Source organism: Pantoea sp. X-Soil-TKNS-1211 (genome assembly GCF_059730495.1).
This window is the reverse complement of record NZ_AP035953.1, coordinates 479,401-505,963: the sequence shown is the minus strand read 5'-3', so window position 1 is coordinate 505,963 and position 26,563 is coordinate 479,401. Positions and strand designations below refer to the sequence as shown.

The following is a 26,563-nucleotide window of genomic DNA, read 5'->3' as shown; positions in this document are numbered from 1 at the left end:
TTCCTCGTGTTATTGCGGCAACCACGCCGTCGCTTCAACTTCAATTAAGACTTCCGGGCTGGGCAGCATTTCGCTGACCTGCACCACGGTAGAAACCGGTGGTGTATCGGGGTAAAACAACTTGCGCACCCGGCTGTAGTGAGGAAAGTGGTCCAGATTGCGGAAGTACTGCACCAGCTTGATCACATCGCTCATCTGGCCGCCTGCGCTCTCGATGGTGGTGCGGATGCTCTCCAGCACATACCAGCTCTGCGCCAAAATTGGCCCTTCTTTGATATCGGTGGAGAACTCGCCGGTACGCCCCAACAGCTGCTGCGCCTCGGCGGGGATATCATCGTAACCACGCACGATCAGCGCGGTTTGTGGGTTCACCGGGATGATGCCGGAGAGAAAGATAAAGTCGCCCGCGCGTCGCCACGCGGCATATTTCGCCAGCGGTTTACCCGCCCCTGCTTCAAGCGTCATTGCTGAATTCCCCATAACAGATCCCCTGTTTCAACCGATAGCGACTGCGGCTACGCAGTGGCCAGCTCGCCGCCTCGGCAGCAGGGAAAATGACAAAATCGTTAGCCAGCAGATTTGCACCGTCATGCAACGCCGCACGCTGGCAAATCAGTGCCGATGCTTCATCAAAGGCCACGCCCAGTTGTGCACTCAGCAGGCCGCTAAACAAGGTATCGAGCGGGTCGTAACTGCCGACCGGGCAGAAAGCGTCTTGCACATTATCCGCCCCCAGCAACACCGGAATACTGCGCGCCTGTGCCTCTTTAATCAGGGTTAAACCGCGCTGGCGCGGTGTGCGTCCCGGCACCGCGTCCTGCAACAACAGATTGGTCAGCGGCAGCGCAATCAGGGTGACGCGATGTTGCGCCAGCACATCAAGGATCGCCTCACCGTCTTCCTGCTGCGCCAGCGCACAGCCGTGGCTACAGGTAATGCGTCCGCTAAATGGATGTTGCTGCAAATAGCGCGCCAGCCAGCGCAGCCCTTGCGCTTCATGGCTCAGTTCTTCGTCGATATGCAGATCAATATCCAGCTGCCAGCGTTCTGCCGCCTGCAACAGGTGGGTAAACGCCTGCGCATCCCAGTTGCTGCTGTGAATAAAACCGCCCAGCAACGCACCGCTGGCGGCCACTTGGGCGGCGATATGCTCCGCCTGATCGGCATCAGCAAAAAAAGTCACCGGGGCCAGCGCCACCCGTTCGATAGTGCACAGCGGATGCTGCAACTCACCGACGATCTGCCACGCCAGCGGCGCATCAACCGAGAACCAGTCGATATGGGTACGCAGCAGGCCAACCCCGGCCTCCACCGCCCAGTTCAGCGCCTGGTGGGCGCGTTGGCGCAGATCGTCCGCGCTCCAGTGCGCCCGGTCCTGATGCATGGCGGCAATTGCCGCCAGCAGGCCCGGTTGTAACGCCGGGCTGCGCTGCACGGTGAAGGTTTTATCGAGATGGGCATGCGGTTCAAGCAACGGCGGCAGCACCAGTGCACCGTTCAGCGCCAGATAGCCGCTAATGTCACGATCGGGTTCGATATGGGTGCCATCTTCGTTGAAATGTAACGTCGCCAGCACCGGTTGATCGCCGTGCATCGGCCAGTCCTGCGGCAGCAGCCAGCGAGGTAAACGCGCGCCTGTCGCGCCTGGATACGCGTTCACAGGTCCAGTACCAGTAGTGGGGAACGGGCGCGGGAGCAACACAGCACGATGCAGTCATTGGCGGCGCGCTCTTTCTGGCTCAATATTTCATCGCGATGATCCGGCTCGCCGCTCAACACGCCGGTGATACAGGCTCCGCACATCCCCTGCTCGCAGGAGAGTTCGATCTCAATGCCTTCACGCTCCAGCACATCGGCAATGCTCTCATCGGCATTGATGGTATAACGCGCCCCGCTGGAAGCAATTTCTACCGCGAACGTGTCGCCAGCAACCGATTGCGTAGTTGCACCAGGTTTGAATTTTTCGCTATGCAGTTGATCGGCACACCAGCCATGTTGCAACGCCAGCTGTTGCAGATGATCCATAAACCCGGCCGGTCCACAGCTCACCAACACGCTGTTATGCGGCAGTTTGAGATCGGCCGGTACACGCTGGCGCAGGCTGTCGCCTTCGCTGCTGTAATGCAGCACCACACGCGCGCCAAGTTGCTCCAGACGTGCGCTAAACGGCAGTTCATCCTGACGTTTAAGATACAGATGCAGTGTGAACTCGGCATTCTGCACCGCCAGTTGCTCGGCCATCACCAGCAACGGCGTCAGGCCGATACCGGCAGCAAACAACAGCGTACGCGGCGCATCCGGCAGCGGAAAATGGTTGCGTGGTGCGGAAATGGATAAGCTCGCCCCTGTCTGCACCTGGTGGTGTAGCCAACGTGAGCCACCGCTCGATGCCTGATCGAGACGGACGCAAATTTGGTAGTGTGCCGCTCCGGCATCTGAGCACAGCGAATACTGCCGCTTACCGCAGTCAGGAATGGTCACATCAATATGGGCACCGGGGGTAAACACCGGTAGTGGGTGAACACTGGCAGATGCCAGGGTCAGTAATACATTGCCAGCACCGTTGAACTGCTTTGCGATGACGGTGACAGCCAGATTCTCTGCCTGCTTCATAATAATCCTGCATACGACGGACACGTCATCAGCCGGGAGGCCGCGCGTAGTCTTGTTTTTATCGTGATTGCGATTATTATTTTGCCTGTGTGTAAGCGTCCATCAGTTTAATTCGCACGAAGCGTTGCAAAAAAGAGAGCACCCGTTATGTTCGCCTTCTCCCGGTTTCTGATCTATTTCACCGAGGTAGCCCGCCAGGGTTCACTGCGCAAGGCTTCCGAGACACTTCACGTGTCGGCATCCTCCATCGATCGACAGATTTTGCGGGTGGAACAGCAGTTGGATATGCCGCTGTTTGAACGTCATCCATCAGGATTACGTATGACGGCGGCCGGGGAAATCCTGCTGAACGCGGCGAAAAACTGGCAACGCGAATTTGGTCGCGTCTGTACTCAGCTCGATGATCTGCGCGGCCTGCGCCACGGCCACGTGCATATCGCCACCATTGATGCCATCAACCGTGGCTTTTTCTCGGCGATTCTGCAACGTATTCGCAGCGAATATCCCGGCATCTCCTTTACGCTCACCACCATGAGCAACATCCATATCGCCAATGCGCTGACCAGTGGCGACGCAGATTTTGGCATCATGCTTAATCCACAAAGCTCGCGCGAACTGCTGGTGAAGTCGTTTGCTGATTTGCGGCTAGGTATTGTGGTCAGCAGCCAGCACCCACTGGCGAAGCTGGAGACTATCCGCTTCAGCCATTGTGAATCCTGGCCGTTTATCGTCCCCGCCGCGCCGCTGATGCTGGCCGAGCCGCTTGAAGCGCTGATCAACAGCTCTGGCATTACGCTGAATGAGGTGGGTCGCACCAACAATATCCATATGCTGCGTTCGCTGGTACGCGATGACGTTGGCATCAGTCTGATGTGCTGGCTGGATATTGTGGATGAATACCGGCGTGGTGAGTTGAAGTTTATCCCGTTGATTGATGGCATGCTGAAGCCGTTTACCCTATCGCTGTGCGTTGCGCCACAGCGTCAGCTCTCCATTGCCGCCTCGATGATGCTGCGCGAGCTGGAGTCGTTTTTCGCCCTAATGCAAAACGAAGAGGCGCTGGCGGGGCAAAACGCCCCGTAATTTTTGACTCGGCTCACACTTCCTCCCTTTCCCCTCTTGCCAGTTTGCCATTGATTGCTGAAGATGTTCGCGATTCAGGATTGTTACTGCACATCAGGCAAAACCTAAATCGCACCGCATTCATTTTTCGAGCGCGGTGCGATTTAGGTTTTTTTTTGCCTCCAATCCGGGACAACCCGAGAACAACAGCGATTATCAGCGGGAGTAGGTATGCCATATCAGGAACTGGCCGACGAAATTGTCGAAGGTGTCGGCGGTAAAGCCAACATCATCAGCGTGATTCACTGCGCCACACGTTTACGCTTTAAACTCAAGCAGCCGGGTAAGGCACAGACCGCCGCGTTGAAGAATAATCCCGGCATCATCATGGTGGTGGAGAGCGGCGGCCAGTATCAGGTGGTGATTGGCAACCACGTTGGCGAGGTATATCAGCAGGTGGCTAGCCGCCACGGACTGGAGAACGACAGCAGCGATCGCGCCGATGAACCCAAACAAACGCTGTTCGCTCGTTTTATCGATCTGGTTTCCGGCATCTTTACCCCGTTTATTGGCGTGATGATCGCCTCCGGTATCATCAAAGGACTGCTGGCCCTGGCGCTGGTGCTGGGCGTCATGCATCAGGAGACCGGCAGCTACAAGCTGTTGTTTGTCGCCAGTGATGGCCTGTTTTACTTCCTGCCGATTCTGCTCGGCTACAGCGCCAGCAAAAAATTTGGCGGCAACCCGTTTGTCGGCATGGCTATCGCCGCCGCGCTGGTCCATCCGCTGATCCTCACTGCGCTGGAACAGCAGCAACAGGGCGATAGTCTGCGCTTTTTCGGCATCCCGCTGGAGATCATCAACTACAGCTCGTCAGTGATCCCGATTATCTTTGCCTCCTGGGTTGCCAGCCTGGTGGAACGCGCGGTACATCCCCGCTCGCCCGGCGCGGTGCGCAACTTCACCACCCCGCTGCTATGCCTGATTATCACCGTGCCACTGACGTTCCTCGCCATCGGCCCCGCTGCCACCTGGTTGAGCCGCATGTTGGCAGAAGGGTATCTGTGGATCTACAGCCTCAGCCCGACCATCGCTGGTGCGGTGATGGGCGCTATCTGGCAGGTGTGTGTGATCTTCGGTCTGCACTGGGGACTGGTGCCAATTATGCTGAATAACCTCACCAATTTTGGCCACGACACCCTGCTGCCGCTCCTGATGCCTGCGGTGCTCGGCCAGGCGGGTGCCACGCTCGGTGTGATGTTACGTACCCATGATGCCAAAGTGAAAGCGATGGCCGGTTCTGCCTTTAGCGCCAGCATCTTCGGCATCACCGAACCGGCGGTGTATGGCATCACCCTGCCCAACCGTCGTCCGTTTATCTTTGGCTGCGTCGGCGGCGCGCTGGGTGCGGCAATCCTCGGTTTCTGGCACACCACTATTTATTCATTTGGTTTCCCCAGCATCTTCACCTTTATTCAGGTGGTGCCGCCCAGCGGCATTGATGCCAGCGTCTACGCCTCTTTTGCCGGTGCCATCGTCGCGTTGCTGTTCGCCACCATCGCCACCTGGCTGTTTGGCCTGCCTGCCCCCGCTCCGGTGGTAGAAACTGCCCCAGCGCCGACTGCCGATGCGTCACCAGTGCGCAAACAAACCGTGTTTAGCCCGATCTCGGGCAAGGTACTGAAGCTGGAATCGATCAAAGATGAGACCTTCGCCAGCGGCCTGCTGGGCAAGGGTGTCGCGATTGTGCCGGATAATGGTCGCGTGGTGTCGCCGATTGATGGTGTAGTGTCATCATTTTTCCGCACCCACCACGCGATTGGGCTGACGGCCGAGGATGGCGTAGAGGTGTTGATTCATGTCGGTCTCGACACCGTTAAACTGGATGGAAAATTTTTCACTCCGCATGTCACCGTCGATGATGTGGTGAAAGTAGGTGATCTGCTGTTGGAGTTCGATCTGAGCGCCATTCAGGCGGCTGGATACGATCTCACCACGCCAGTCGTGGTCACCAACAGCGATGAATTTATTGATGTTTTATCCCTGCAACCGTCAACGGTAACGGCCTGTACGCCGTTACTCAGTGCGGTGAAATAATTGAGGAGCTACAAGATGACCTTACGTTTCCCGGATGGATTTTTATGGGGCGGTGCCGTTGCCGCCAATCAGGTAGAAGGCGCGTATCAGACCGGTGGCAAAGGCTTATCCACCTCCGATCTGCAACCGAAAGGCATTTTTGGCGATCGCGTTGAGCGCCACGCCGGTGATTTCGGTATTAAAGACACCGCGATTGATTTCTACCACCACTTCCCGGAAGACATCAAACTGTTCGCCGAAATGGGCTTCACCGTGCTACGTACTTCAATTGCCTGGACGCGCATCTTTCCACAGGGCGACGAAGCCGAGCCGAACGAAGAAGGGCTGGCCTTTTACGATCGCCTGTTCGACGAGATGGCGAAATACAACATTCAGCCGCTGGTCACGCTGTCGCATTATGAAATGCCGTACGGGCTGATCAAAAAATACGGCGGCTGGGGCAGCCGCACCACTATCGACTGCTTCGAGCGTTACGCACGCGCGGTATTCACCCGCTTCCAGCACAAGGTGAAACTGTGGCTGACCTTCAATGAAATCAATATGTCGCTGCACGCACCGTTCACTGGCGTCGGTCTGCCGGAAGAGAGCAACCAGCAGGATATTTATCAGGCTATCCATCATCAACTGGTCGCCAGTGGCCGTGCGGTCAAAGCCTGCCATGAAATCGTTAAAGAAGGCAAAATCGGCAACATGCTGCTCGGTGCGCTGCTCTACCCGCTTAGCTGCCGCCCGGCGGATGTGATGGAAACCCTGCAGCAGAACCGTGAATGGCTGTTCTTCGGTGATGTGCAGGTACGTGGTTACTATCCGGCTTATATGAAACGCTTCTTTGCCGACCGTCAGATCCAGATCAACGTTACCGATCAGGACAAACGCGACCTGCAAAACACCATCGATTACATCTCCTTCAGCTACTACATGACCGGTTGCGTCACCACCAATGAAGAAGAGAATCAGAAAGCGCGCGGCAACATTCTGTCGATGGTGCCAAACCCGCATCTCGCCAGTTCCGACTGGGGATGGCAGATTGACCCGGAAGGGCTGCGTATCCTGATGAATCTGCTGTACGACCGCTACCAGAAACCACTGTTTATCGTGGAGAATGGCCTGGGCGCGAAAGACAAGGTCGAAGCCGATGGCAGCATCAACGATGACTACCGCATTCAGTATCTCAATGACCATCTGGTGCAGGTGCGTGAAGCGATTGAGGACGGCGTGGAAGTGATGGGCTACACCTGTTGGGGACCGATCGATCTGGTCAGCGCTTCAAAAGCAGAGTTCTCCAAACGCTACGGCTTTATCTACGTCGATCGTGATGACAACGGCAACGGCACGCTGACGCGTTCACGTAAGAAAAGCTTCTTCTGGTATCAGGAAGTGATTGGCAGCCACGGTGCCTCTCTGAAGTAAAGCACCTGTCGTAACGGCGCGATTTATCGTGTAATGCTGGTCAGTTAAGCAATCGGTGATAACGCCGTCTGGTGTGTGTTGTCAGAAAGGGCACAATCGTGAAGGCCATAGCCCCTCTGCTGCTGAAAAGGGCTATCCGCAGCGCTGAGGCTTTGACGTTGTGCCAGGAGACTCACGCAGGGATGCGTGAGTCAGTTCGGGGTGGACAGGGATGGACTTCCCCGAACGGTCCGTCGGCACGACGTTGAAGCCGAAGACACCGCGTCAGCGGCGCGAGGACTGCCCGGCAGCAGCAGAGGGGCTATGGCCCCACAGCAGAGTAAGTAAGCATTACGCGATTTATCGCGCCATTACGGAATATTCAGGCTTCGTCATCCCCGATTTGCAACGCCCGCGTCTCTTTCCGCACCCGCTCAATATGGATGGTGAGAAACATCCGTTCCTCATTCGACAAGGCGTAGTGGTATTTCTGCTGAATATGCTGATCCACCTTGATGCTGCACTGGTACGCTTCCGGGTACTTGTCACGCACCACATCATGGAGTGATTCATCCTCACTGCACACACCACGTTTGCCCAGCATACGCTGCGCGAAAAATTTCAGATGGTTAACAAAGCGGTTGTAGCTCAGGCTTTCAACACGGTAATCCAGCTGCAGGCGATACTTCACAATCTGCAAAATATCCTGCATAAACCGCGTGATATGCGCGACATCCGACATATCGTTGTCGAGCTGAGCATTGACCAGATGCATAGCGATAAAACCGGCTTCATCCTCCGGCAGGCGTTCACCGAGGCGTTTCTCAATGATCGCCAGCGCCTCCAACCCCAGCGCATACTCGTTGGGATAGAGGGTTTTGATCTCCCAGATCAACACATTGCGGATCGGCAAATTTTGCCGATGCCGTTCAATGGCAAAGTTGCAGTGATCGCACAACGCGATCGACAGGCTTTCGTGCAGTTTCGATCCCAGTTGCTCTCTGGCTCGGGCGATGATCAACTCGGTGGTGGTGATCACCTCGATCGGGATCTCCGACAACAGCTCGCTCAGACGATGAGTCAGCGTATGATTCTGTAACGCAAACACTTTTTCGATCAACTGAGCATCCAACGGATCGCCGACGCGTTTGTTGAAGGCCAACCCGCGCCCCATCACCACCTGTTCCTGGCCCTGCTCGCCCAGCACGATGGCCACATTATTATTAAGTATTTTCGCAATCTTCATTTGGCACCCTGAAAACGAAAAAACCTGACCTCCCGCGAAGCGAGCTGTCAGGTTTTGCCTGTGTGGAGGAACACAGTAACAATCCGCTCCATCATAAATGCCTGGCATCACACGGCAAGCTGAAATCGGGATAAATGTGACCCGGCTCCGTTTCTTTTCACTGATGATAGCAGAGCACCATACAATAAATTTATCCCCCCATAATAAAATTCAATAAATTTATTTATCATTGAGTTAAATCAATCCTGGTTTTTATTTCGTGATCACTCCACCGTTAGCCGTAACACAACATCCGTAACACGCTATTTATCCGGTAGGCTTCATCAAACAGAAAAATAAATACCCTGAACCGGACGTGCCTACGCGCCGCTTATTTCCTCTTACCCTATAAATAACATCAGGAGTCAGTCATGCCTGAAAAAACGATGCTATTACCCTGGTATAAACGGCTGAATCGCCAGCAATGGAAAGCCTTCTGGGCCGCATGGATGGGCTATATGCTGGACGGTTTTGATTTCGTCATTATTACCTTAGTGCTGACGGAAATAATGGCGGAATTTAATGTCACCACCGCTGAAGCTGCCGCATTAATTTCTGCCGCATTTATTTTGCGTTGGTTTGGTGGATTGGCGCTCGGTGCTATGGGCGATAAATATGGCCGTAAAAGTGCGATGATCACCAGCATTATATTATTTGCCGGTGGCACGTTCGCCTGCGGTATCGCGCCCAATTATACCTGGATGTTTATTGCCCGCGTGTTGGTTGGGATTGGCATGGCGGGCGAATATGGCACCAGCTCCGCCTATGCCATCGAAACCTGGCCGAAAGATATGCGCAATAAAGCCAGCGCCTTCCTCAACTCCGGCTTTTCCGCTGGGGCGATTTTGTCAGTGATGGCGTATAGCTGGGTAGTGCCGCTGTGGGGTTGGCGATCGCTGTTTTACCTCGGCATTATCCCGGTGTTTTATGCCTTGTGGCTACGCCGCGCCATCCCGGAAGCCGAAGAGTGGGCAGCGGCCAAAGCCAAAGCCGCCAAACCGGCAGAAACCATGATCGACACGCTGTTTCGCGGGCCGAACCAGGGGCGCAATACCCTCAACCTGTTACTCGGTTTGCTGGCTGCCATCGCGCTCTACTTCTGTTTTGACCATCAAACCTCAGGGCTGGTGACCGGGGTGTTGGCAGTGATCATCGCGGCAATCTTTATCCGTTTTCTGGTGCAGAGCGGCGGCGAACGCTGGCCCACCAGCCTGATGCTTACTGTCACCATCGTCTGCGTATTTCTCTACGGCTGGCCGATCCACGCGCTGCTGCCCACTTATCTGAAAACCGAGCTGCACTACTCGCCGGAAGTGGTGGCGCTGGTGTTCTCCTTTAGCCGCTTCGGCATGGGCCTCGGCTGCTGTGTGGCGGGGATCGCCGCCGATCGTATCGGCACCCGCAAAACCTATGTGCTGAGCCTGCTGATCGCCCAGATGATTATCATCCCGGTATTTATGCTCAACGGCTCCAGCGTCTGGCTGCTATGTCTGCTTATCTTCCTGCAACAACTGTTCAGCCAGGGCGTCGGCGGCCTGCTGGCGAAGATGATCAGCGGCTACTTCGATACCGAACAACGCGCGGCCAACCTCAGTTTTATCTACAACATCGGCTCGCTCGGCGGTGCACTGGCACCGGTGCTGGGCGCGCTGATTGCCCAACACGCCTCACTGGGCAGCGCGCTCGGTGGCCTGTCGTTTGGCCTTACCTTCGTGGTGATGTTGTTGATCGGCTTTGATATGCCCTCGCGCGTGCAGCGCTGGCTGAAACCGCAGGCGCTGCGCCATTACGACACCGTCGATGGCACCCCACTTGCTGGCGCATTCACCCGTGAAGAACGTGCCGCACAGGATCTTACCCCGCTTAACTCAGGCAAACCCTGAAAGGAGATAACATGAGTGCAGGAAACCGCATTTATTTACGCCGTCCGAATGATGCTGAACCGCTGCTGGAAACCTTCCGCACGCTGCCAGCCGCCGTGGTCGCCGATTGTATGAGCCGCCTGCCCGCACTGTCAGCGGAGATCAACCTGAAGACTGCACCCCAGCAACCGATTATGTGTGGGCTGGCAGTGACGGTGAAAGCCCGTTCGGGTGACAACCTGATGCTGCACAAAGCGCTGGATATCGCCGGGCGCAACGATGTGATTATTCTGTCGAACGAGGGCGATCGCAGCCAGTCGCTGATGGGTGAGGTCATGGCAACCTATGCAAAACAGCGCGGCATGGAAGGGATTGTGCTGGATGGCCCAGTGCGCGACATCGACGGATTATCACGCATGGATTTCCCGATTTATGCCGCGGGTGTGACACCAGGTGGCCCGTTTAAAGACGGTCCGGGTGAAATCAACGTGCCGATCGCCTGCGGCAAAATCCATGTCTCTCCGGGCGATATTATCCTCGGTGATGCTGATGGCGTGATCGTGATTCCACGCCAGGACGCGGCACGTATCCTGGAGGATGCGCTGGCGTATTTACAGGTGGATGAACGTAACTTCGAGCTGGCGAAAACCGGCTCACTGGAACGTGGCTGGCTGGATGAAACGTTGCGCAGTAAGCAGGTGGAGATTATTGACGATATTTATCGTTAACAGGAAACGCGCCGCAACAATGCGGCGCGCTTCTTACACCAGCGCCAACTTGCGCTGCCGTTGCTCACGCCATACGGCAAAAATCCCGGCCAGCGCCACAATCGATGCGCCAAACAGCGTGGTGGGACCCGGCAGGCTATTAAGGAACAGGTAACCGACCACCATCGACCATACCAGGGTGGTGTAATCAAACGGGGCCAGCAGCGAAGCATCCGCGTAACGTAGACTGAGCGTGACCAGAATCTGCGCCAGACCGCCAAACAGCCCGCAGCCAATCAGCAGCAACAGCTGGCTGCCGCTGGGCATCGCCCAACCAAAAACAATCGTGGCGAGGCCAATCACCGTGGTCATCAGCGAAAAATAGAACACAATCGCACCGGGCTTTTCGATGCCATTGAGAAAACGAATTTGCACGTTGGAGGTAGCAGTACAGATCGCCGCCACCAGGGCGCACAGCACGCCGATACCCGCGCTGGCATGGGCGGCACTTCCGGAGAGCAGCGTCAGTTTGGACGACAGCATGATCAGAATGCCACACAGGCCGACCATCACCGCCAGCCAACGCGACGCCCTGACCCGTTCCTTCAGCAGCACCGCCGCCATGATGACGGTAAACAGCGGCGCGGCGTAGCTGAGTGCGGTGGCATCCGCCAGTGAGATATACACCAGCGCCAGATAGTTGAAGTACATACCGCCGGTGCCGGAAAAGCCACGAATCAGATGCCCGAACAGATTGCGGGTTTTCAGGCTTTCCAACACGTTACCCTGAATTTTCAACCATATCAGCAGCGGAAACAGCGCGACAAAACTGCGGAAAAAAATCACTTCCCCGGTGGGAATGGTGCCGTTCAACCCTTTCACACACGCCAACATCAGCGTTGAACACAGCGCCGCCATTATCTTCAGTACTACGCCTAATCTGGCATTCATTGCTTTGACCCTATTCTCTCTCTACCACTCGCAACCGACTTGATTGCCGAGAGGACAACGCGCATACCATATGGAGAGAAAGAGGGCCGGGATAACACTATTTTGCTCTGCCTGAATAGCAATAACTTATCGTCCACCGTCATAGCATTTCGCTATCGCGCGACAGGGTTTCCCTCTTATTCGCCGCAAAACAAAGCCGATATAGTCCAGGAAAAGCGAACATTGACGGATTACCGAGGGGAATCACATGACCATGAAAAGACGTACCACCATCGGGCTGGCGCTGCTGCCGCTGCTGGCTATCTCTTCCGCCCATGCTGACCTGATGGCAAACATTAAGTCGAGCGGCGAACTCAAGTGCGCGGTCTATTCTGATGTACCGCCGTTCTCCTCACCGGATCCGCAAACCCGCCAGTTGGCGGGTATGGACGTTGACCTGTGCAATGCACTGGCTAAACAGATGGGGGTCAAAGTCACCCTGGTGCCGACTTCCGTAGAAGCGCGTATCGCGGTGATCGCCACCGGCCGTGCCGACGTACTGATCGCTAACCTTGCCTACACCAAAACCCGTGGCAACCAGATCCAGTTCAGCGACCCATACTACGTTGCTAAAGAGATGCTGCTGGTGAAAGCCCCACTGGGCGACAAACCGCTTAGCTACTTCAAAGGCAAACGCATCAGCGCCACCAAAGGCACCACCTCGGAACAGTCAATCCACCTGAAAGGCGCACGAGCCGTGACCTTCCAGGACACCGCTTCCGCCTTCCTCGCGGTGGAGCAGAACAAAGCACTGGGTTTTGTCACCAACACCATGACCGGCATCAAAATGATCACCCAGGCGAAAAAAGACGGTATCGACCTGGCGATGATCAAAGAACCGATGGCGCTGGAGCCAATTGGCGTGGGTATGAAGCGTGATGAACCTGCGCTGCTGACCAGCGTCAACAATGGCCTGAAAGCGATGGATGACGACGGTACCATCGACAAGATCTGGGATACCTGGATTGGGCCGAAGACCGAATACAAAATGGTGCGTGAGGAGCGCGTTCAGCCGCTCTCCAGTCTGAAATTTGAACCGCTGGAATAACCATGCCCGTGATGTCGCCCTCTGATATCCAGCCCGCCAGCGCACCCGCGCTGGCTTGCTCCTCCACGATTACCCTCTCCACCATTGGCGCACGCGCCTGGCTGGTGGAAGCGCCGGGTGGTTTTGATTTGCCCTCACAACGTCGCGTCTGGTCGCTGGCACGGCTGCTCGCCAGCTGCGATGACGTTGAATCGTTGATCCCTGGTGTCACCAATCTGCTGGTGCTGTTTCGCCAGATTCCGCCCGACGACGCCGCGATCCGCACCCGGCTGCATGCCGCCTGGGAACAGGCTCAGGCCATCCATCCGCAGGGCAAACTGATTGAAATTCCGGTGGATTACGGTGGCGAGCACGCTATCGATCTTGATGCAGTTTGCCGTCATACCGGTTTCAGCGCGCGTGAAGTGGTACGCCGTCATCATCAGAGCGAATACACGGTATTTGCCCTCGGCAGCGCGCCAGGCTTTGGCTATCTGCATGGCCTGGACCCGCAGTTGGCAACGCCGCGCAAAAAAGTGCCGTCGCTCAGCATGTTGAAAGGCACCGTCACCATTGGCGGTGCACAGGCGGGTGTCTCGGCGCTGACTGGCCCCAACGGCTGGAACGCTATCGGCTATGCCGAGTTGGAGGTGTTTGATCCGCTGGCAGACTCTCCAGCGTTGATGGCCCCCGGCGATCGCATTCGCTTTCTGCCGCAGAGGATTGAGCTGTGATTGAGATTGAACAGAGCGGTGCGCTCAATACGGTGCAGGACCTGGGCCGTTTCAACTATCGTCATATGGGTGTGTCGGTGAGCGGCGTGATGGACCCGCTGGCGTTGCGAGCGGGTAACTTGCTGCTCGGCAACGAGGAAAATGCCGCCGCGATTGAAGTGCAGCTGTTTCCGTTTCGCGTGCGCTTTTTACAGGGCACCAGTATCGCCGTGACCGGCGCTGACTGCCGCGCCACGCTGGATGGCAGCCCGCTGCCGCCCTGGTGGGGGTGCGGCGTACGCGCCGGTCAGGTGCTGGAGCTGCGCTACCCGCGCAGCGGTGCCCGTGGTTATCTGTGCATTGCCGGTGGTATCGATGTACCGGTGGTGCTGGATTCGCGCAGTACCGCTCTGCGCGGTGCCTTCGGCGGTCATCATGGTCGGGCATTGCAACGTGGCGATCAGTTACCACTCGGCCCGACGACTGGCCCGACGTTACCCTTTACGGGCATCGGTATCGAACCGCCAGAAAGTGCGTTACGCGAGTGGTTCCCACGTAACAGTTCCGGCGAAATCCAGCTGCGCGCCATCCCCTCTGGCGAGTACGCATTATTTGCGGCTGACGCCGCGCGTTTCTGGCAACAATCCTGGCAAGTTTCCAACCAGAGCAACCGCACCGGTTATCGGCTGGCAGGCGATCCGATCTTCCCGTCACAAACGGTGGAGATGCGATCCTATGGCCTGATCCCCGGCATCGTGCAGGTGCCCCCGGCAGGTGAGCCGATCATCCAGTTAAGCGATGCCAACACGGCGGGTGGCTACCCGAAGATCGCCGGGGTGATCGAACAGGATCTGTGGCGACTCGGCCAGGTGTTACCGGGCCAGTCGATCCAGTTAGTGAAAAGTGATGCGCGTGCTGCCATCGCCATTGAACACGAAGTGACGCGTTGGCTCACCCGGCTGCGTCTGAGCTGCCTGCCGCTGCGCAAGGCAGTGAGCGTTTAACCCTGGCAAGGAACCAAAACGATGAAGATTGATGTGAATTCCGATATGGGAGAAGGCTTCGGCGTTTATCAGCTGTGTGATGACGCCGCGCTGATGCAGGTGGTGTCATCCGCCAATATCGCCTGTGGCTTCCATGCCGGTGATCCGGCGATCATGACCAACATGGTCCGGCTGGCGAAGCAACATGGCGTGGGGATTGGCGCACATCCGGGCCTGCCGGATCGCCAGGGGTTTGGCCGCCGCGAGCTGCCTTTTTCCGCTGACGAAATTTGCCAGCAGGTGGCGTATCAGTTGGGGGCGTTGATGGCAATTGCTCGCGCTGAAGGCACCCACGTGGCCCATTTCAGTTTCCACGCCGCAATGGGCAATATCGTCAACCGTGATGCCGCGCTGGCGCAGCAGGTGATGGAGCTGGTGGCACGCATTGATCGCTCGCTGATTATCTTCGCCCAGCCGGATACCATCATTGAGCGCGCTGCCCAGGCCGCCGGACTGAAAACCCTGACGCTGTTCCTCGCCGACCGTGCTTACGATGCTCAGGGCCATCTGGTGCCGCGTGGCATCACCGGTTCGGTGATTAAAGAAGAAGGCGCGTTGCGCGCCCGTGTACGCCAGTTCCTGCAACGCGGCACCGTCACCACCCTTGAAGGTGAAGAGATCGCGGTCCACGCCCGCTCGATTCTGGTCCACAGCGATACGCCCGGCTCGCTGGCACTCGCCACCATCGTACGCAGCGAAATCGAAGCCAACGGCCATCAGGTGGCTCCGGCTGCTGAGGTGCTGGCTTAACGCTCCCGGTCGTAGCGGCGCGGTTTATCGCGCGGCTTTAAAACCCCATAAAAAAAGCGCGATAAATCGCGCCGCTACGACATAAAAAAGCGGCCATTGGCCGCTTTTTTATTACCGACAACCGGCACAAAACGCCGCAATACGGTCACAGCCAGCCTGCAAACGCTCCATGCTCGTGGCGTAGGACAGGCGGATAAACGGACTCATACCGTAGGCCGCGCCCTGCACCGTCACCACATGTTGTTCCTCAATTAACGCCAGTACGAAATCTGCATCGTTGTTAATCTGACGACCACCGGCGCTGACTTTGCCGATATAACCCGCGATATTGACGAAAAGATAAAACGCGCCCTGTGGCTTATGGCAGCGCAGACCATCAATCGAGGTCAGACGCTCCAGCACGTAATCACGGCGCTCACGGTAGATACGCGCGCGCTCCTGCAACAGATCCTGTGGGCCTTCCAACACCGCCACTGCCGCAGCCTGGGTCAGCGTGGTCACGCCGCCGCTGTTCTGGGTGTTGACGTTGCTCATCGCCTTAATCAGCGGAGCCGGGCCGCCGCAGAAGCCAAGACGCCAGCCGGTCATCGAGTAAGCTTTAGAGACACCGTTTACCGTCAGCACTCGGTCATACAGATGTGGTTCCACCTGCGCCAGGGTGTAAAAACGCACATCGTCGTAAATCAGGTGTTCGTAGATATCATCCGTCATGATCCACACCTGCGGATGACGCAGCAGCACTTCCCCCAGCGCCTGCAATTCCGCTTTGCTCGCCACCGAACCGGTCGGGTTGCTTGGGTAGTTGAGCAGCAGCCATTTGGTTTTATCGGTGATCGCCGCTTCCAGCTGCGCCGGGAGTGGTTTAAAGCCATTCTCCTGGGCGCACGGCAGCGGCACCGGAATACCACCGGCAAATTTCACGATATCGGCATAGCTGATCCATGACGGCGTTGGGATCACCACTTCGTCGCCCGGATTGATGGTCGCCAGAATGGCGTTAAAGATGATCTGCTTGGCACCACCGGCAGTGAGGATCTGGCTGACGTCATAATCCAGCTTGTTATCACGTTTGAATTTTAGCTGGATCGCTTTACGCAGGGCGGGTGTGCCATCGGTGGGTGGATAACGGGTATCCCCAGCGCGTGCCGCCGCGTAAGCCGCTTCAATGGCGTGATCCGGCGTCGGAAAATCGGGTTCGCCAGTGGAGAGTGCCACCACATCAATACCCTGTGCCGCGAGATCGCGTGCTTTTTGGGTCATGGCGACGGAGGCGGAAACAGTCACATTCTTTAGTCGATCGGCTATCTCGGGCATGGGGAACACTTCCTGATCTCAGTGTCAGCAGAAACGGCGCGGCACGCCAAAACGCGCACGGCCAGCAAAGTTCTCTGAGCATAGGTTTTCACCGACAGCCACCGCTAATAGAGCTTTGTTGTGGTGATATAACACAAAACGATGACTGGACCGGCTGCACACTTTTTCAGCAAAGTCAGTGAATTGCCCGGAAATGCGCGGCGGGTCACGTAGCTTGCGCACCAGATATGTTAAAAAACTGTTACTTTCAAGCCGCTGCACGTGCCATCGTAGCGCATTGCTGCCGTCAGCCATTGGTAACGCTAATGGGAAAACGCACCATAATGGTGCAAAACATCCTGTCTGAACATTTGTTGAGCAGGCATAGCGTCAACTCAGCAAAAGCCTTAGGAGGCATCTGCGCCGTACCCTCCTGCCTGAGTTCAATCACTAAACCTTATTCTGGCATCAACTTTGCTTGATGTTGATATGCGTTCCGTTGGAGGGAGTGACCATGAATCTTCGCCGTCTTAAATACTTCGTTAAAATTGTCGATGTCGGCAGTCTGACGCAGGCCGCCGATATTTTGCATATCGCCCAACCCGCCCTGAGCCAGCAACTGGCGACGCTGGAAGGGGAAGTGAACCAGCAATTGCTGATCCGCACCAAGCGTGGCGTCACCCCTACCGAAGCGGGTAAAACACTCTATTCTCATGCCCAGTCCATTTTGCGCCAGTGCGAACAGGCGCAAAGTGCGATTGATCGTGTCGGCGCGTCGCTCAGCGGCAGCGTCTCTGTCGGTCTGGCACCGGGCACGGCGGCACAAAACCTTGCACTACCACTGATGATGGAAGTGCAGCAACAACATCCCGGCATTGTGCTCTATTTCAATGAGAACTTTGGCACCACGTTAAGTGAGCTGATCATGAATGGTCGCATGGACATGGCGGTGATCTATGACCATCGCAATATCCACGGCCTGCGCTTTATGCCGCTGATGAAGGAAGACCTGTGCTTCGTCTGTCCGTTCAGCCTGGCAAAGCCGGTGAAAGAGATCCGACTGGCAGAAGTGGCGCAGTACGATCTGTTCCTGCCACGCATCTACAACATCATGCGTAAGGTGCTGGACGATGCCTTTGTGCAAAACAACCTGCAATATCGCGTTAAGTGCGAGATCGAATCACAAACCACGCTCAACGCCGCACTGACTGCCGGTCTGGGTGCCACCATCATGCCGGAATCCGCTGCGCGTGCGATGCTGAAAACTTCAGACTCGTGGATGGCGAAGATTGTCGAACCGGATGTGCAGGCTTCGCTGTCGTTCTGTATGTCGGATCATCTGCCGCTATCGCAACCGGCAGAAGCGGTGAAATCGATTCTGTTGTCGCTAATGTCACGCCGCAATGTGGAAAACCATCCCCTGACGCTGGTGGGATAAGCCTCGCTTATTACCGCAAAGCGAAACCCTCTTACTGCCCGTCTGACGAACGCGCTAGATTGACTTCGTAAGCAGCCCGCTCCGGCGGGCTTTTTAGCCAGTTTCGCTTTGACGGAAACCCTATGGAAAAAACCGCAATCCCGCTGCCGACGCTGCGTGCCGTCGCGCGCAAAATGCAAACCGCCGGGCTAAATCATCTCGCGCTGGGTGGCAAAACCTGGTCGGTAAAAATGACATTTGATGCAGTGCCCCCCTCCGTGCCGCAACCCGTTCCCGCACCTCCGATCGCGACTCACCCGGTCGGCGCGCCAATGCCCGGTACGCTGCGCTTGCGCCATCCACTCAGCCAGCAGGATTTTGTCCAGACCGGGCAGGCGGTTAAACCCGATGATGTGCTGGCGCTGGTGCAAGTTGGCCCGCTCTATCTACCGATCACCAGCCCGGTGAGCGGTACGGTGAACACTATCGCTATCAGTGATGGCGCACGCGTGGAATATGATGAAGAAATACTTATAATTCATGATGATAACAGGTAAAAATCGTGGTTATAAGGGTCGCTTATTGCCTCAAAATTTTTATGTCTTATCCCCATTGAACATAACTGCATACAGTCAGAAAAAGATCAGAAACGCGCCGCTGCCACAGGCCCGGCGATGACAGGAGAGGCAAATGCCATTTTCAGATTACAAAACCGCACTGGTCACCGGCGCATCCGCCGGGATGGGCGAAGCGATTGTTGAGCGTCTGTGCCAGGAAGGAATCACCGTCCACGCCGTAGCGCGTCGGAAAGAACAACTGGCGGCACTGTCTGAGCGCACTGGCTGCATCCCGCATGCGGTAGATGTCAGCGATCTCAACGCCCTGACCGCACTGTGTCAGGACCTGCAAATCGACATTCTGGTGAACAACGCCGGGCTGTCGCATCCGGGTTCCATCCTCGACGCTGACGAGAACGTGATTGAGACCCAGGTAGATGTCAACCTGCGCGCCGTGCTGCATCTGTGTCGTCTGCTGGTGCCGGGCATGGTGGCCCGCGATCGTGGTCATGTGTTCAACATCACCTCCATCGCCGCGATCTACAACTTCGGTGGCAACTCGGTGTACCACGCCACCAAGGCGGGGGTCCATGCCCTGTCGCGCCAGCTGCGCGTCGACTGCTATGGCAAACGTGTGCGTATCACCGAGATCTGTCCGGGTCGTGTCGCCACCGATATTTTCGGCAATGTCTCTGGTGACCACGAAGAGGCGCGTCGTCGCTTTATCGATGGCTTTGAGCTGCCGCAGGCGAAAGATATCGCCGACTGTGTGGCCTTTGCCCTCTCTGCTCCAGTGGCGGTGAATATCGGCAATATCGAAATCACCCCGACGTTGCAAGTGCCGGGCGGCCTTTCCACCATGCGACCGGGCGACCGCGCCGAGTAATGAGGTAAACCTATGGCACTCGATTTCAGCAGTGTGATAACCGGCCACTTCGGCCAGATGATCGTTGACGGAACGGTGGTCACTCTTGAACTGGCGTTGGGTGCCTGGCTGCTGGCGATGATCCTCGCCATGCTGCTGGTGGTGATCCGCCTGACCGATCAACGCATCGCCGTCGGGCTGGTGAAAGCGTATGTCTCGTATCACCGCAACGTACCCACGCTGATTCAGTTGATGATGTGGTATTTCGCCATTCCGACGCTGCTACCGGAAGCGCTGCAAATGTGGATTAACGACTTCAACGCCGAGTTTCTGTTCTCACTGGTGGCGTTGGGGCTGTGCCAGGCGGCGTACTTCTCGGAAGATATCCGCAGCGGTTTGCGCGCCATCCCGGATGGACAGAACGAAGCCGCCCGCGCACTCGGCATGAGCTTTGTGCGAGCCATGTGGTCAGTGATCCTGCCGCAGGGGATTCGTAACGCACTGCCTGCACTGATCAACCATACGGTGCTGCTGTTCAAAAACACCAGCCTGGCGATGGTGATTGGCGTGGCGGAGCTGACCTATGTCACCCGTGATATTGAGAACCAGACCTTCCGTACCTTCGAGTCCTATTTGGTGGCAACCGTTGGCTATCTGTTCTTCTCCCTGATGCTGATGGGCCTTGGCGCGTTACTAGCCCGCCGCTTTCAGCGCGTCTATGCGAGGTAATGGCGATGTTTGAGATGTTCACCATTTTGCATGACAACGGCATGCTGCTGTTAATGGGCCAGTACCCGAATGGGCCGCTGGGTGGGGTGCTCTGCACCCTGCTAATCTCGCTGCTGGCGGTGTTGTTTGCCTTTCCGGTTGGTGTGTTGCTGGGGCTGGCGCGCCTGTCGCCGTGGCGCTGGCTGAGCTGGCCTGCCACCTGCTGGGTCTATCTGCTGCGTGGCATCCCGCTGATGATGGTGGTGTTCTGGACCTACTTCTGCGTACCGCTGTTGATTGGTCATAACATCAGCGGTTTCTCCACCATGCTGTGTACGCTGGTAATTTATGAGAGCGCCTATATCGCCGAGATCGTACGCGGCGGCATTCAGGCGTTACCGCACGGCCAGTACGAAGCGGCGCGCGCATTGGGCATGGGACACATCAAGACTCTGCGTCTGGTCATCCTGCCGCAGGCGTTATTTAACACCCTGCCGAGCCTGGTGAGCCAGTTGGTATCGATCATCAAAGACAGCACCCTTGGCTACGTGATTAACGTGCCGGAGCTGACTTTTGCGGCCAACCAGGTGAGCAACCAGTTGCTGACCAAACCTTTCCAGGTGTTCGCCATCGTGGCGCTGAGCTACTACATCATCTGCTTCAGCCTGACGTGGCTCGCCAACAAACTCGAAGCGCGCCTTGCGCAGAAACGTCGTCAGTCACCGGTGGAGACGCTCACGGTAGCACCGGCGGTGATGATGACTAAAACCCAATCGCAATAAGGAACCGCTATGAGACCGATGATTCTGTTTAATCAGGTCAACAAATGGTACGGCGCGTATCAGGCGCTGACTGACCTGAGTGCCGAGATCAATCCCGGCGAAGTGGTGGTGGTCTGTGGCCCCTCCGGTTCCGGCAAATCGACACTGATCCGCACCGTTAACCGCCTGGAGCCGATTGAAGGCGGCCAGATTGTGTTCGATGGTATCGATATCCACGGTAGCAGTACGCGTTTGAATCAGCTGCGCACCCGTATCGGTTTTGTCTTCCAGAGCTTCAACCTGTTCCCGCATGTTTCAGTCGCCGAGAACATTATGATGTCGCCGATGAAAGTGCTGGGCATGAAACGCTCAGAGGCGCGTCAACAGGCGAGCGAGTTGCTGGAACGCGTTGGGCTGTCGCACAAGGCGGATGCCTATCCGGCACAGCTTTCCGGTGGTCAGCAACAGCGCGTGGCGATTGCCCGTGCGCTGGCGATGAAGCCTCCGGTGATGCTGTTTGATGAACCGACGTCAGCGCTCGACCCGGAAATGGTTGGCGAGGTGTTATCGGTGATGCGTGGTCTGGCGCAGGAAGGGATGACGATGATGTGCGTCACCCACGAGATGAACTTTGCCCGTGAAGTGGCGGATACCATCTGGTTTATGGATCAGGGGCAGATTCTGGAAAAGGCCACGCCGGAGAAGTTCTTCACCCAGCCGCAGCACCCGCGCGCACAACGGTTTTTAAGCGATTTACGATCCCACTAAAAACCACAACACCGCAGTCCTGCAAGTGCATACCAGGCTCAGTTCAACACAATTTAAAATAAGTCCTGTCCATATCCTTTAACAGAATGGACAGGAAGGTCTTTTTACAGAAGAATATCTAAATTAACAGTAATATGCAGACTCACATACGTTGAATATTAGATATTGCGTCATCATAATTTACTCTTGCAGCATTTAATTTTCTAGCCAGATCATCATTTGCCTGGCTCAGCCTATTTTATCTGGTTGCATCTTTTGATGGGGATTTATCACTAATATAATCATTTTCAATTCCTTGAACCATAAAGCCATATACCCTATTAGCTTCATTCACCGCTGTATTAAAGGTATACCTTGCCTCGGCAGTTGCCGTCCTCTTCATTCTTTTAAGATAGGGATCGATATTATTATTTCGATTACCATCATTCATTGAAATAGATGCAAATCCTTCAAGAAAAGATCGCTGGCGTTTGTGATTAATACGTGATTCAGGCTGGCCCGTAAGTACTCTTAAAGCCATATCTGCACTCGGCATTCCGTTAAAGGCAATCATTACAAATTCCTTTTCAATGAAGAAAAAACATGGATTTTTCTTTAATATCAACCAATGAAAGCGCTAATGTTTCTGCGTCAATTTGATTATCATCATCTGTTTTCAGCCTGATGATAAAGCATTCTTCCCCCTCCTCAGCCTGATAATTTTCACCAAATACATCCTGCAAATATTCTAACGATCCGCTTTTTTCAATCACTGAGACAAGCCTGACTGCGGCGTGTTCAAAATCGATATAAAGTGAAAAGCTATAATGGTAATCGATCTTAATCGGGAAGTGCATTTCATGCTCATTGAAATCTTCTAAACTGCAACCTAACAGTTGTAATGCCTCAATGATAACATCAAAATTACCCTTGTATTTTTCGTGATCGGGTATTTCCATGGAATATCGCTTCATGATCATCCTTGCTCCTGCAGATATAAACTCTTTTATTTTATCACTTCCCTCTCAATTAAAAATCAAATTAATTCTGAATATCAGAAGCCACAGAATTGTCACTCCTGATATTTCTCTGAACTCAGATTTATTATGCCTGTCTGGCAGACAATGATGCTCGCTCAGTCGGCGTGCACTGGCAATGCATCACATTCCACCCACACCGCGCCCGCGTCTGCGGATTTCACGCACTGCTCAACCCAGCGCACGCCCATCAACCCGGCATGCACATCGGGATACCAGAAATCGCGCAGGAAGGTTTGGTCATCACGGTCAGTCGCATCCATCGCCAGCGCAAAGCGGCGATAGAGATTGGACCAGGCTTCAAACAGCCCTTCAGGATGACCACCACCAATACGATCTTCCTCTAAGGCGCGGCCATGCAAATACCCCATGCCACGCTCCAGAATCTGCACCGGCTGCCCCTGCACTTCATAGCGCAGCTGGTTTGGCTGTTCATCCCACCACTCCAGACTGGCCTTATCACCAATTACCCTCACCTTCTGGCCGTGCATTGAGCCGCAGTTCACCGCCGACGCCCACATGGTGCCTACCGCGCCGTTGTCATACTCCATCATCACAAAGGCGTTATCTTCCAGCGGCGCACGGCTTTTGACAAAGCTCTGACGGCTGCACAGCAGGCGTTTAACTTTCAGCTGTGGCACCATGGTTTCAGCGATAAACAGCGGGTGCGTCGCCAGGTCCCCCAGTACATAGCTCGGACCAACAAAGCGTGGATCAACGCGCCATTTGGTGCTGGCATTTTGCAGCTCCACCGCCTCGTTATGGAACCCGTGGGCAAACTGCATATTGATGATGCGAATCTCCCCCAGCAGCCCTGCGGCGATCATCTCCCGCGCTTGATGAATCAGCTGATGCCCGGCGTAACCGTAGGTCACACCGATGATCTTTTTCTTCTCAGCGCAAAGTCTTTCCAGCTCGTCAGCCTCGGCAGCGGTGAAGCACAGCGGCTTTTCACACACCACATGCAGCCCGGCATTGAGCGCCGCCCGGCAGATAGCAAAGTGGGTGTTGTTAGGCGTGGCGATGGACACCGCTTCAATGCCGTCAGCGCGTGCCGCTTCGGCAGCAAACATCGTCTCGTAATCGGGATAGCAGCGATCTTCCGTTACCCCCAACGCTGCACCGAAAGCCCGGCCACGCGCAGCATCGATATCAAATGCCCCGGCCTGTAACACAAAATTGCCGTCACGCAACGCAGCAGAACGATGAATGTAACCAATCTGGCTGGTGCCACCACCGCCCACCATACCCCAGCGCAGTGAACGATCGAGAGCTTTTGTACCGTTAATCATGATGTTGTCCTCAGAATCCGACCGATTGCAGATAGTGCAGGCTAGCCGTGACGTCGCGCAGGCTGGTGTCAGCATGGCGTGGGTCACGTTCCTGCTCGATGGTGATCCAGCCCTGATAGTCACGTTCCACGAGGAAAGCGCGCACCGCCGGATAGTCAATCGCTCCTTTACCTATCGGGCACATCACCCCTTCGGCACAAGCAGCAAAGAAGTCGACGCCACGCGCAATCACATCGCGCCATACCGCCTCGTTAACGTCTTTAAAGTGCAGATAATCGATGCGATCCCAGTAGCGATTGAGGTAAGGAATGGGGTCCATGCCGGAGTAGTACAGATGGCCGGTATCAAGACACAAACCCGCCACCTCGTGCGGAATGTCCTGCACCAGCTGTTCCAGTTCATCGGCAAATTCAATGCAACCCCCGGCATGGGGATGGATCACCGCACGGACGCCATACTCGTTCCAGGCGATCTCACTCAGGGTGGTGATGTGCTGCATCATGCGTTGCCAGTCGTCAGCCGACAGGCGTGGCGCTTTATCCGACTGACCGGCATATTTCGCCCGCTGCGGATTGCCGAAATCAATAATCACCAGATACGGGGCTGGCGCGTTGTCTGCGTGGGTTTTCTCGGCCGTTGGCACAAGGGAGAGATTGCGGCAGATATTGTGGGTCAGTTCCACCATCGCCGGGAAATTGGCTGCGCTGACCAGGTCGTCAAAAATAGTGCCTGCCACCAGCGACAACCCGTAATGCTCCAGTTGCTGGCGTAGCTCCCTGGCCTCCACCGGCAGATAGCTCCACGGCCCCAGTTCAATGCTGCGATACCCAGCTTGTGCCGCTTCACTCAGGACTTTTTGCCACGGCGGCAGGAAAGGATTCTTTGGATCATCAACGCCCCAGCTACAGGGCGCATTGGCGATATGGATAGTCATGATCGTTCCTTGCTGTGATTGATGCAGCAAGTATCAAATTAAAATTTCATTCTTCACAAGCATGGAATTTTCATTTTTTGATAGCGATCAAGTTATTTGTTATCATTTAAATGATAGATATTCTATCATATTGCGCGATAAATCGCGCCGCTACCGATGGACAGCCGTTTATCGCGCGTTTTCCAACTGCGTTATAAATTCTCCCGCGTCACAATATCGAACGGCAGCGTCACCTGCATGAAATGCTCGCGGCCCTCCGCCTGATGCTGTTGCAGTGTCTGCACCAGGGTGGTCGCCAGATCCTCAATTCGATGGCGCAGCATCACCGTGATGGTGCCATCAATCAATGCCAGATCGCCGTCACTGACCGGGCCGTGGCAAATCAACGCTACTCGCCGTTGCGGCTGTTCACGCAGCGCGCGCATCACCCCTTCAACTCCGCCACAGGGCGCAAAAATCAGCGCCAGATCGGCATGCTCATCCAGCAAACGGCGCGTGGCAAGATAGCCCCCTTCAATCGACTCATGGGTTTTGAGCGGTTCCAGCACCTGACGTGCGTTGTCCTGCTCGCGCAGGTAAGAACGGAAACTGATTTCGCAGCTTTCCTGGCAGGTAAAACGGTGGTCACCCACCAGCACCCCCACCGGTCCCGGCTGATGCAGCAGGTGCGTTGCCATCCAACCCGCGGTACGCCCGGCCTTTTGGTTATCCAGCCCGAAATAACCGGCATGACCACAGGGAGAGAAGTTGGAAAACAGCGCATAAACCCGCACGCCCTGTCGCGACACCGTTTCAATCGCCCGGCGAATCAGCGGATGATCAAGCGCCACCAGCCCGATGACATCGACCTGTTGCGCCAGCGCATACAGCGAAGCCACCACCGCATCCACGTCGTCAATATCATGCCAGCAAAACTGCGCTTCGCTGCCTGCGGGATGCAGTGGCTGTGTTTGTTCACGCAATGCATCGGTTAACGACTGATAAAACGAATAACTTTTTGCCAGCAGAATAAACCCCATACGCAAGGCGACAGCAGGCGCTAAAGCGCGGCTGCTGAGTAACGGCATCAGGTCAGCGCGATAGCCCAAACGACTCGCCGCTTCCAACACCTTCTGCTCGGTGGCGGCACGCACCGGCGCACGGCGGTTCAGCACACGATCGACCGTCGCCACACCGACACCGGCAGCAGCGGCAATAGCATTCATGGTGATTTTACTCATGCAAGATATCCATGATAGAAAAATTATCAAAAATAATGCCTGAGCGGCATAAAAAGTGCGAGGTGTTCGCAGCAAAAATCGTCATTAAATCGTAATTCCTGATAGAGAATCTCTCATAACTTTGATCACCATCGCATAATGAAATGAAAATTCTTAAAACACCTACAAAACGGAACAAATGTTTGATAATTATG

27 protein-coding genes are annotated in these 26,563 nt (G+C 55.6%); 15 read left to right on the top strand and 12 right to left on the bottom strand.

The features are described 5' to 3' along the window. Positions 1-9 precede the first annotated feature (9 nt). The 3 genes from AC6I8W_RS02225 to AC6I8W_RS02215 are packed head-to-tail and all read right to left on the bottom strand — an operon-like array spanning position 10 to position 2,613. Positions 10-465, bottom strand: a complete 456-nt coding sequence (locus tag AC6I8W_RS02225; protein WP_497836809.1) for a RidA family protein — start codon at positions 463-465, stop codon at positions 10-12. Then, complete coding sequence (locus AC6I8W_RS02220; protein ID WP_497836808.1) at positions 455-1,660, bottom strand: amidohydrolase family protein; 1,206 nt, start codon at positions 1,658-1,660, stop codon at positions 455-457. Before AC6I8W_RS02220 ends, AC6I8W_RS02225 begins: the two co-directional genes overlap by 11 nt. Next, positions 1,657-2,613, bottom strand: a complete 957-nt coding sequence (locus AC6I8W_RS02215) for a PDR/VanB family oxidoreductase (protein ID WP_497836807.1) — start codon at positions 2,611-2,613, stop codon at positions 1,657-1,659. Before AC6I8W_RS02215 ends, AC6I8W_RS02220 begins: the two co-directional genes overlap by 4 nt. A 147-nt stretch (positions 2,614-2,760) precedes the next feature. On the opposite strand from AC6I8W_RS02215, the gene AC6I8W_RS02210 reads away from it, so the two are divergent. The 3 genes from AC6I8W_RS02210 to AC6I8W_RS02200 all read left to right on the top strand — a co-directional run bounded on the left by AC6I8W_RS02210 (position 2,761) and on the right by AC6I8W_RS02200 (position 7,182). Then, positions 2,761-3,696, top strand: coding sequence for a LysR family transcriptional regulator (locus AC6I8W_RS02210; RefSeq protein WP_497836806.1), 936 nt, complete (start codon positions 2,761-2,763; stop codon positions 3,694-3,696). A gap of 210 nt (positions 3,697-3,906) precedes the next feature. Beyond that, positions 3,907-5,772, top strand: coding sequence for a PTS beta-glucoside transporter subunit IIABC (gene bglF / locus AC6I8W_RS02205; protein ID WP_497836805.1), 1,866 nt, complete (start codon positions 3,907-3,909; stop codon positions 5,770-5,772). A gap of 15 nt (positions 5,773-5,787) precedes the next feature. Continuing rightward, entirely contained in the window at positions 5,788-7,182 is a 1,395-nt protein-coding gene (locus AC6I8W_RS02200; protein ID WP_497836804.1) for a glycoside hydrolase family 1 protein, read from the top strand. Positions 7,183-7,543: 361 nt separating this feature from the next. On the opposite strand, the gene licT is transcribed toward AC6I8W_RS02200, so the two are convergent. Further along, the gene (gene licT / locus AC6I8W_RS02195; RefSeq protein WP_497836803.1) at positions 7,544-8,407 is read right to left on the bottom strand and encodes a BglG family transcription antiterminator LicT; all 864 of its coding nucleotides are present in this window, start codon (positions 8,405-8,407) and stop codon (positions 7,544-7,546) included. Between the two features lie 410 nt (positions 8,408-8,817). Between licT and AC6I8W_RS02190 the strand changes: the two genes are divergently transcribed. Together AC6I8W_RS02190 and AC6I8W_RS02185 are read left to right on the top strand one after the other, a co-directional pair. Further along, the gene (locus AC6I8W_RS02190; RefSeq protein ID WP_497836802.1) at positions 8,818-10,329 is read left to right on the top strand and encodes a sialate:H+ symport family MFS transporter; all 1,512 of its coding nucleotides are present in this window, start codon (positions 8,818-8,820) and stop codon (positions 10,327-10,329) included. An 11-nt stretch (positions 10,330-10,340) separates the two neighbouring features. Then, positions 10,341-11,036 carry an RraA family protein gene (locus tag AC6I8W_RS02185; RefSeq protein ID WP_497836801.1) on the top strand — a complete coding sequence of 232 codons (696 nt, stop codon included), beginning with the start codon at positions 10,341-10,343 and terminating at the stop codon, positions 11,034-11,036. Positions 11,037-11,069: 33 nt separating this feature from the next. Here the strand turns inward: AC6I8W_RS02185 and AC6I8W_RS02180 are convergent, their stop codons facing one another. After that, entirely contained in the window at positions 11,070-11,966 is an 897-nt protein-coding gene (locus tag AC6I8W_RS02180; RefSeq protein WP_497836800.1) for a DMT family transporter, read from the bottom strand. Positions 11,967-12,213: 247 nt separating this feature from the next. Between AC6I8W_RS02180 and AC6I8W_RS02175 the strand changes: the two genes are divergently transcribed. From AC6I8W_RS02175 to AC6I8W_RS02160, 4 genes are read left to right on the top strand one after another with little or no spacing between them, the layout of a single operon-like run. Beyond that, the gene (locus AC6I8W_RS02175; protein WP_497836799.1) at positions 12,214-13,053 is read left to right on the top strand and encodes a transporter substrate-binding domain-containing protein; all 840 of its coding nucleotides are present in this window, start codon (positions 12,214-12,216) and stop codon (positions 13,051-13,053) included. An 11-nt stretch (positions 13,054-13,064) separates the two neighbouring features. Further along, positions 13,065-13,766: a 5-oxoprolinase subunit PxpB gene (gene pxpB / locus AC6I8W_RS02170; RefSeq protein WP_497838090.1), complete on the top strand. Its 702-nt coding sequence runs from the start codon at positions 13,065-13,067 to the stop codon at positions 13,764-13,766. Next, the gene (locus AC6I8W_RS02165) at positions 13,763-14,749 is read left to right on the top strand and encodes a 5-oxoprolinase subunit C family protein (protein ID WP_497836798.1); all 987 of its coding nucleotides are present in this window, start codon (positions 13,763-13,765) and stop codon (positions 14,747-14,749) included. The genes pxpB and AC6I8W_RS02165 overlap by 4 nt, the downstream gene beginning before the upstream one ends. Before the next feature lie 21 nt (positions 14,750-14,770). Further along, complete coding sequence (locus tag AC6I8W_RS02160; protein WP_497836797.1) at positions 14,771-15,538, top strand: 5-oxoprolinase subunit PxpA; 768 nt, start codon at positions 14,771-14,773, stop codon at positions 15,536-15,538. Between the two features lie 111 nt (positions 15,539-15,649). Here AC6I8W_RS02160 and AC6I8W_RS02155 read toward each other — a convergent pair whose 3' ends face one another. After that, positions 15,650-16,852, bottom strand: coding sequence for a pyridoxal phosphate-dependent aminotransferase (locus tag AC6I8W_RS02155; protein WP_497836796.1), 1,203 nt, complete (start codon positions 16,850-16,852; stop codon positions 15,650-15,652). Between the two features lie 24 nt (positions 16,853-16,876). Then, complete coding sequence (locus AC6I8W_RS02150) at positions 16,877-17,146, bottom strand: hypothetical protein (RefSeq protein WP_497836795.1); 270 nt, start codon at positions 17,144-17,146, stop codon at positions 16,877-16,879. A 199-nt stretch (positions 17,147-17,345) separates the two neighbouring features. On the opposite strand from AC6I8W_RS02150, the gene nac reads away from it, so the two are divergent. The 6 genes from nac to AC6I8W_RS02120 all read left to right on the top strand — a co-directional run bounded on the left by nac (position 17,346) and on the right by AC6I8W_RS02120 (position 21,907). Beyond that, entirely contained in the window at positions 17,346-18,269 is a 924-nt protein-coding gene (gene nac, locus AC6I8W_RS02145; RefSeq protein ID WP_497836794.1) for a nitrogen assimilation transcriptional regulator NAC, read from the top strand. 122 nt (positions 18,270-18,391) lie between these two features. Next, positions 18,392-18,805, top strand: a complete 414-nt coding sequence (locus tag AC6I8W_RS02140; protein WP_497836793.1) for an acetyl-CoA carboxylase biotin carboxyl carrier protein — start codon at positions 18,392-18,394, stop codon at positions 18,803-18,805. Between the two features lie 133 nt (positions 18,806-18,938). Next, positions 18,939-19,691 (top strand): SDR family oxidoreductase, encoded by a 753-nt coding sequence (locus AC6I8W_RS02135; protein ID WP_497836792.1) that lies wholly within the window; start codon positions 18,939-18,941, stop codon positions 19,689-19,691. 12 nt (positions 19,692-19,703) lie between these two features. Further along, positions 19,704-20,399, top strand: coding sequence for an amino acid ABC transporter permease (locus AC6I8W_RS02130; protein ID WP_497836791.1), 696 nt, complete (start codon positions 19,704-19,706; stop codon positions 20,397-20,399). Between the two features lie 5 nt (positions 20,400-20,404). Then, complete coding sequence (locus AC6I8W_RS02125) at positions 20,405-21,160, top strand: amino acid ABC transporter permease (protein ID WP_497836790.1); 756 nt, start codon at positions 20,405-20,407, stop codon at positions 21,158-21,160. A 9-nt stretch (positions 21,161-21,169) separates the two neighbouring features. Then, positions 21,170-21,907, top strand: a complete 738-nt coding sequence (locus AC6I8W_RS02120; RefSeq protein WP_497836789.1) for an amino acid ABC transporter ATP-binding protein — start codon at positions 21,170-21,172, stop codon at positions 21,905-21,907. A gap of 238 nt (positions 21,908-22,145) precedes the next feature. Here the strand turns inward: AC6I8W_RS02120 and AC6I8W_RS02115 are convergent, their stop codons facing one another. From AC6I8W_RS02115 to AC6I8W_RS02095, 5 genes are all read right to left on the bottom strand, one after another. Next, positions 22,146-22,460, bottom strand: a complete 315-nt coding sequence (locus tag AC6I8W_RS02115) for a hypothetical protein (protein WP_497836788.1) — start codon at positions 22,458-22,460, stop codon at positions 22,146-22,148. Positions 22,461-22,473: 13 nt separating this feature from the next. Then, a complete protein-coding gene (locus AC6I8W_RS02110; RefSeq protein WP_497836787.1) occupies positions 22,474-22,866 on the bottom strand; it encodes a hypothetical protein in 393 nt (130 codons plus the stop codon). Positions 22,867-23,021: 155 nt separating this feature from the next. Continuing rightward, positions 23,022-24,215, bottom strand: coding sequence for a Gfo/Idh/MocA family protein (locus tag AC6I8W_RS02105; RefSeq protein ID WP_497836786.1), 1,194 nt, complete (start codon positions 24,213-24,215; stop codon positions 23,022-23,024). Between the two features lie 10 nt (positions 24,216-24,225). Further along, complete coding sequence (locus AC6I8W_RS02100) at positions 24,226-25,149, bottom strand: TIM barrel protein (RefSeq protein ID WP_497836785.1); 924 nt, start codon at positions 25,147-25,149, stop codon at positions 24,226-24,228. Positions 25,150-25,340: 191 nt separating this feature from the next. Beyond that, the gene (locus tag AC6I8W_RS02095; protein ID WP_497836784.1) at positions 25,341-26,369 is read right to left on the bottom strand and encodes a LacI family DNA-binding transcriptional regulator; all 1,029 of its coding nucleotides are present in this window, start codon (positions 26,367-26,369) and stop codon (positions 25,341-25,343) included. Between the last annotated feature and the right edge of the window lie 194 nt (positions 26,370-26,563).

What these genes read in the sequence shown, in the direction of transcription:
- AC6I8W_RS02125 (WP_497836790.1), top strand. Translation starts at nt 20,405, where the DNA reads ATGTTTGAGATGTTCACCATTTTGCATGACAACGGCATGCTGCTGTTA.
- pxpB (WP_497838090.1), top strand. Translation starts at nt 13,065, where the DNA reads ATGTCGCCCTCTGATATCCAGCCCGCCAGCGCACCCGCGCTGGCTTGC.
- AC6I8W_RS02120 (WP_497836789.1), top strand. Translation starts at nt 21,170, where the DNA reads ATGAGACCGATGATTCTGTTTAATCAGGTCAACAAATGGTACGGCGCG.
- AC6I8W_RS02155 (WP_497836796.1), bottom strand. Translation starts at nt 16,852, where the DNA reads ATGCCCGAGATAGCCGATCGACTAAAGAATGTGACTGTTTCCGCCTCC.
- AC6I8W_RS02095 (WP_497836784.1), bottom strand. Translation starts at nt 26,369, where the DNA reads ATGAGTAAAATCACCATGAATGCTATTGCCGCTGCTGCCGGTGTCGGT.
- AC6I8W_RS02190 (WP_497836802.1), top strand. Translation starts at nt 8,818, where the DNA reads ATGCCTGAAAAAACGATGCTATTACCCTGGTATAAACGGCTGAATCGC.
- AC6I8W_RS02185 (WP_497836801.1), top strand. Translation starts at nt 10,341, where the DNA reads ATGAGTGCAGGAAACCGCATTTATTTACGCCGTCCGAATGATGCTGAA.
- AC6I8W_RS02105 (WP_497836786.1), bottom strand. Translation starts at nt 24,215, where the DNA reads ATGATTAACGGTACAAAAGCTCTCGATCGTTCACTGCGCTGGGGTATG.
- AC6I8W_RS02175 (WP_497836799.1), top strand. Translation starts at nt 12,214, where the DNA reads ATGACCATGAAAAGACGTACCACCATCGGGCTGGCGCTGCTGCCGCTG.
- AC6I8W_RS02100 (WP_497836785.1), bottom strand. Translation starts at nt 25,149, where the DNA reads ATGACTATCCATATCGCCAATGCGCCCTGTAGCTGGGGCGTTGATGAT.
- AC6I8W_RS02225 (WP_497836809.1), bottom strand. Translation starts at nt 465, where the DNA reads ATGACGCTTGAAGCAGGGGCGGGTAAACCGCTGGCGAAATATGCCGCG.
- AC6I8W_RS02140 (WP_497836793.1), top strand. Translation starts at nt 18,392, where the DNA reads ATGGAAAAAACCGCAATCCCGCTGCCGACGCTGCGTGCCGTCGCGCGC.
- AC6I8W_RS02180 (WP_497836800.1), bottom strand. Translation starts at nt 11,966, where the DNA reads ATGAATGCCAGATTAGGCGTAGTACTGAAGATAATGGCGGCGCTGTGT.
- AC6I8W_RS02150 (WP_497836795.1), bottom strand. Translation starts at nt 17,146, where the DNA reads ATGGCTGACGGCAGCAATGCGCTACGATGGCACGTGCAGCGGCTTGAA.
- AC6I8W_RS02210 (WP_497836806.1), top strand. Translation starts at nt 2,761, where the DNA reads ATGTTCGCCTTCTCCCGGTTTCTGATCTATTTCACCGAGGTAGCCCGC.
- AC6I8W_RS02215 (WP_497836807.1), bottom strand. Translation starts at nt 2,613, where the DNA reads ATGAAGCAGGCAGAGAATCTGGCTGTCACCGTCATCGCAAAGCAGTTC.
- AC6I8W_RS02160 (WP_497836797.1), top strand. Translation starts at nt 14,771, where the DNA reads ATGAAGATTGATGTGAATTCCGATATGGGAGAAGGCTTCGGCGTTTAT.
- licT (WP_497836803.1), bottom strand. Translation starts at nt 8,407, where the DNA reads ATGAAGATTGCGAAAATACTTAATAATAATGTGGCCATCGTGCTGGGC.
- AC6I8W_RS02115 (WP_497836788.1), bottom strand. Translation starts at nt 22,460, where the DNA reads ATGATTGCCTTTAACGGAATGCCGAGTGCAGATATGGCTTTAAGAGTA.
- AC6I8W_RS02110 (WP_497836787.1), bottom strand. Translation starts at nt 22,866, where the DNA reads ATGATCATGAAGCGATATTCCATGGAAATACCCGATCACGAAAAATAC.
- AC6I8W_RS02200 (WP_497836804.1), top strand. Translation starts at nt 5,788, where the DNA reads ATGACCTTACGTTTCCCGGATGGATTTTTATGGGGCGGTGCCGTTGCC.
- AC6I8W_RS02130 (WP_497836791.1), top strand. Translation starts at nt 19,704, where the DNA reads ATGGCACTCGATTTCAGCAGTGTGATAACCGGCCACTTCGGCCAGATG.
- nac (WP_497836794.1), top strand. Translation starts at nt 17,346, where the DNA reads ATGAATCTTCGCCGTCTTAAATACTTCGTTAAAATTGTCGATGTCGGC.
- AC6I8W_RS02135 (WP_497836792.1), top strand. Translation starts at nt 18,939, where the DNA reads ATGCCATTTTCAGATTACAAAACCGCACTGGTCACCGGCGCATCCGCC.
- bglF (WP_497836805.1), top strand. Translation starts at nt 3,907, where the DNA reads ATGCCATATCAGGAACTGGCCGACGAAATTGTCGAAGGTGTCGGCGGT.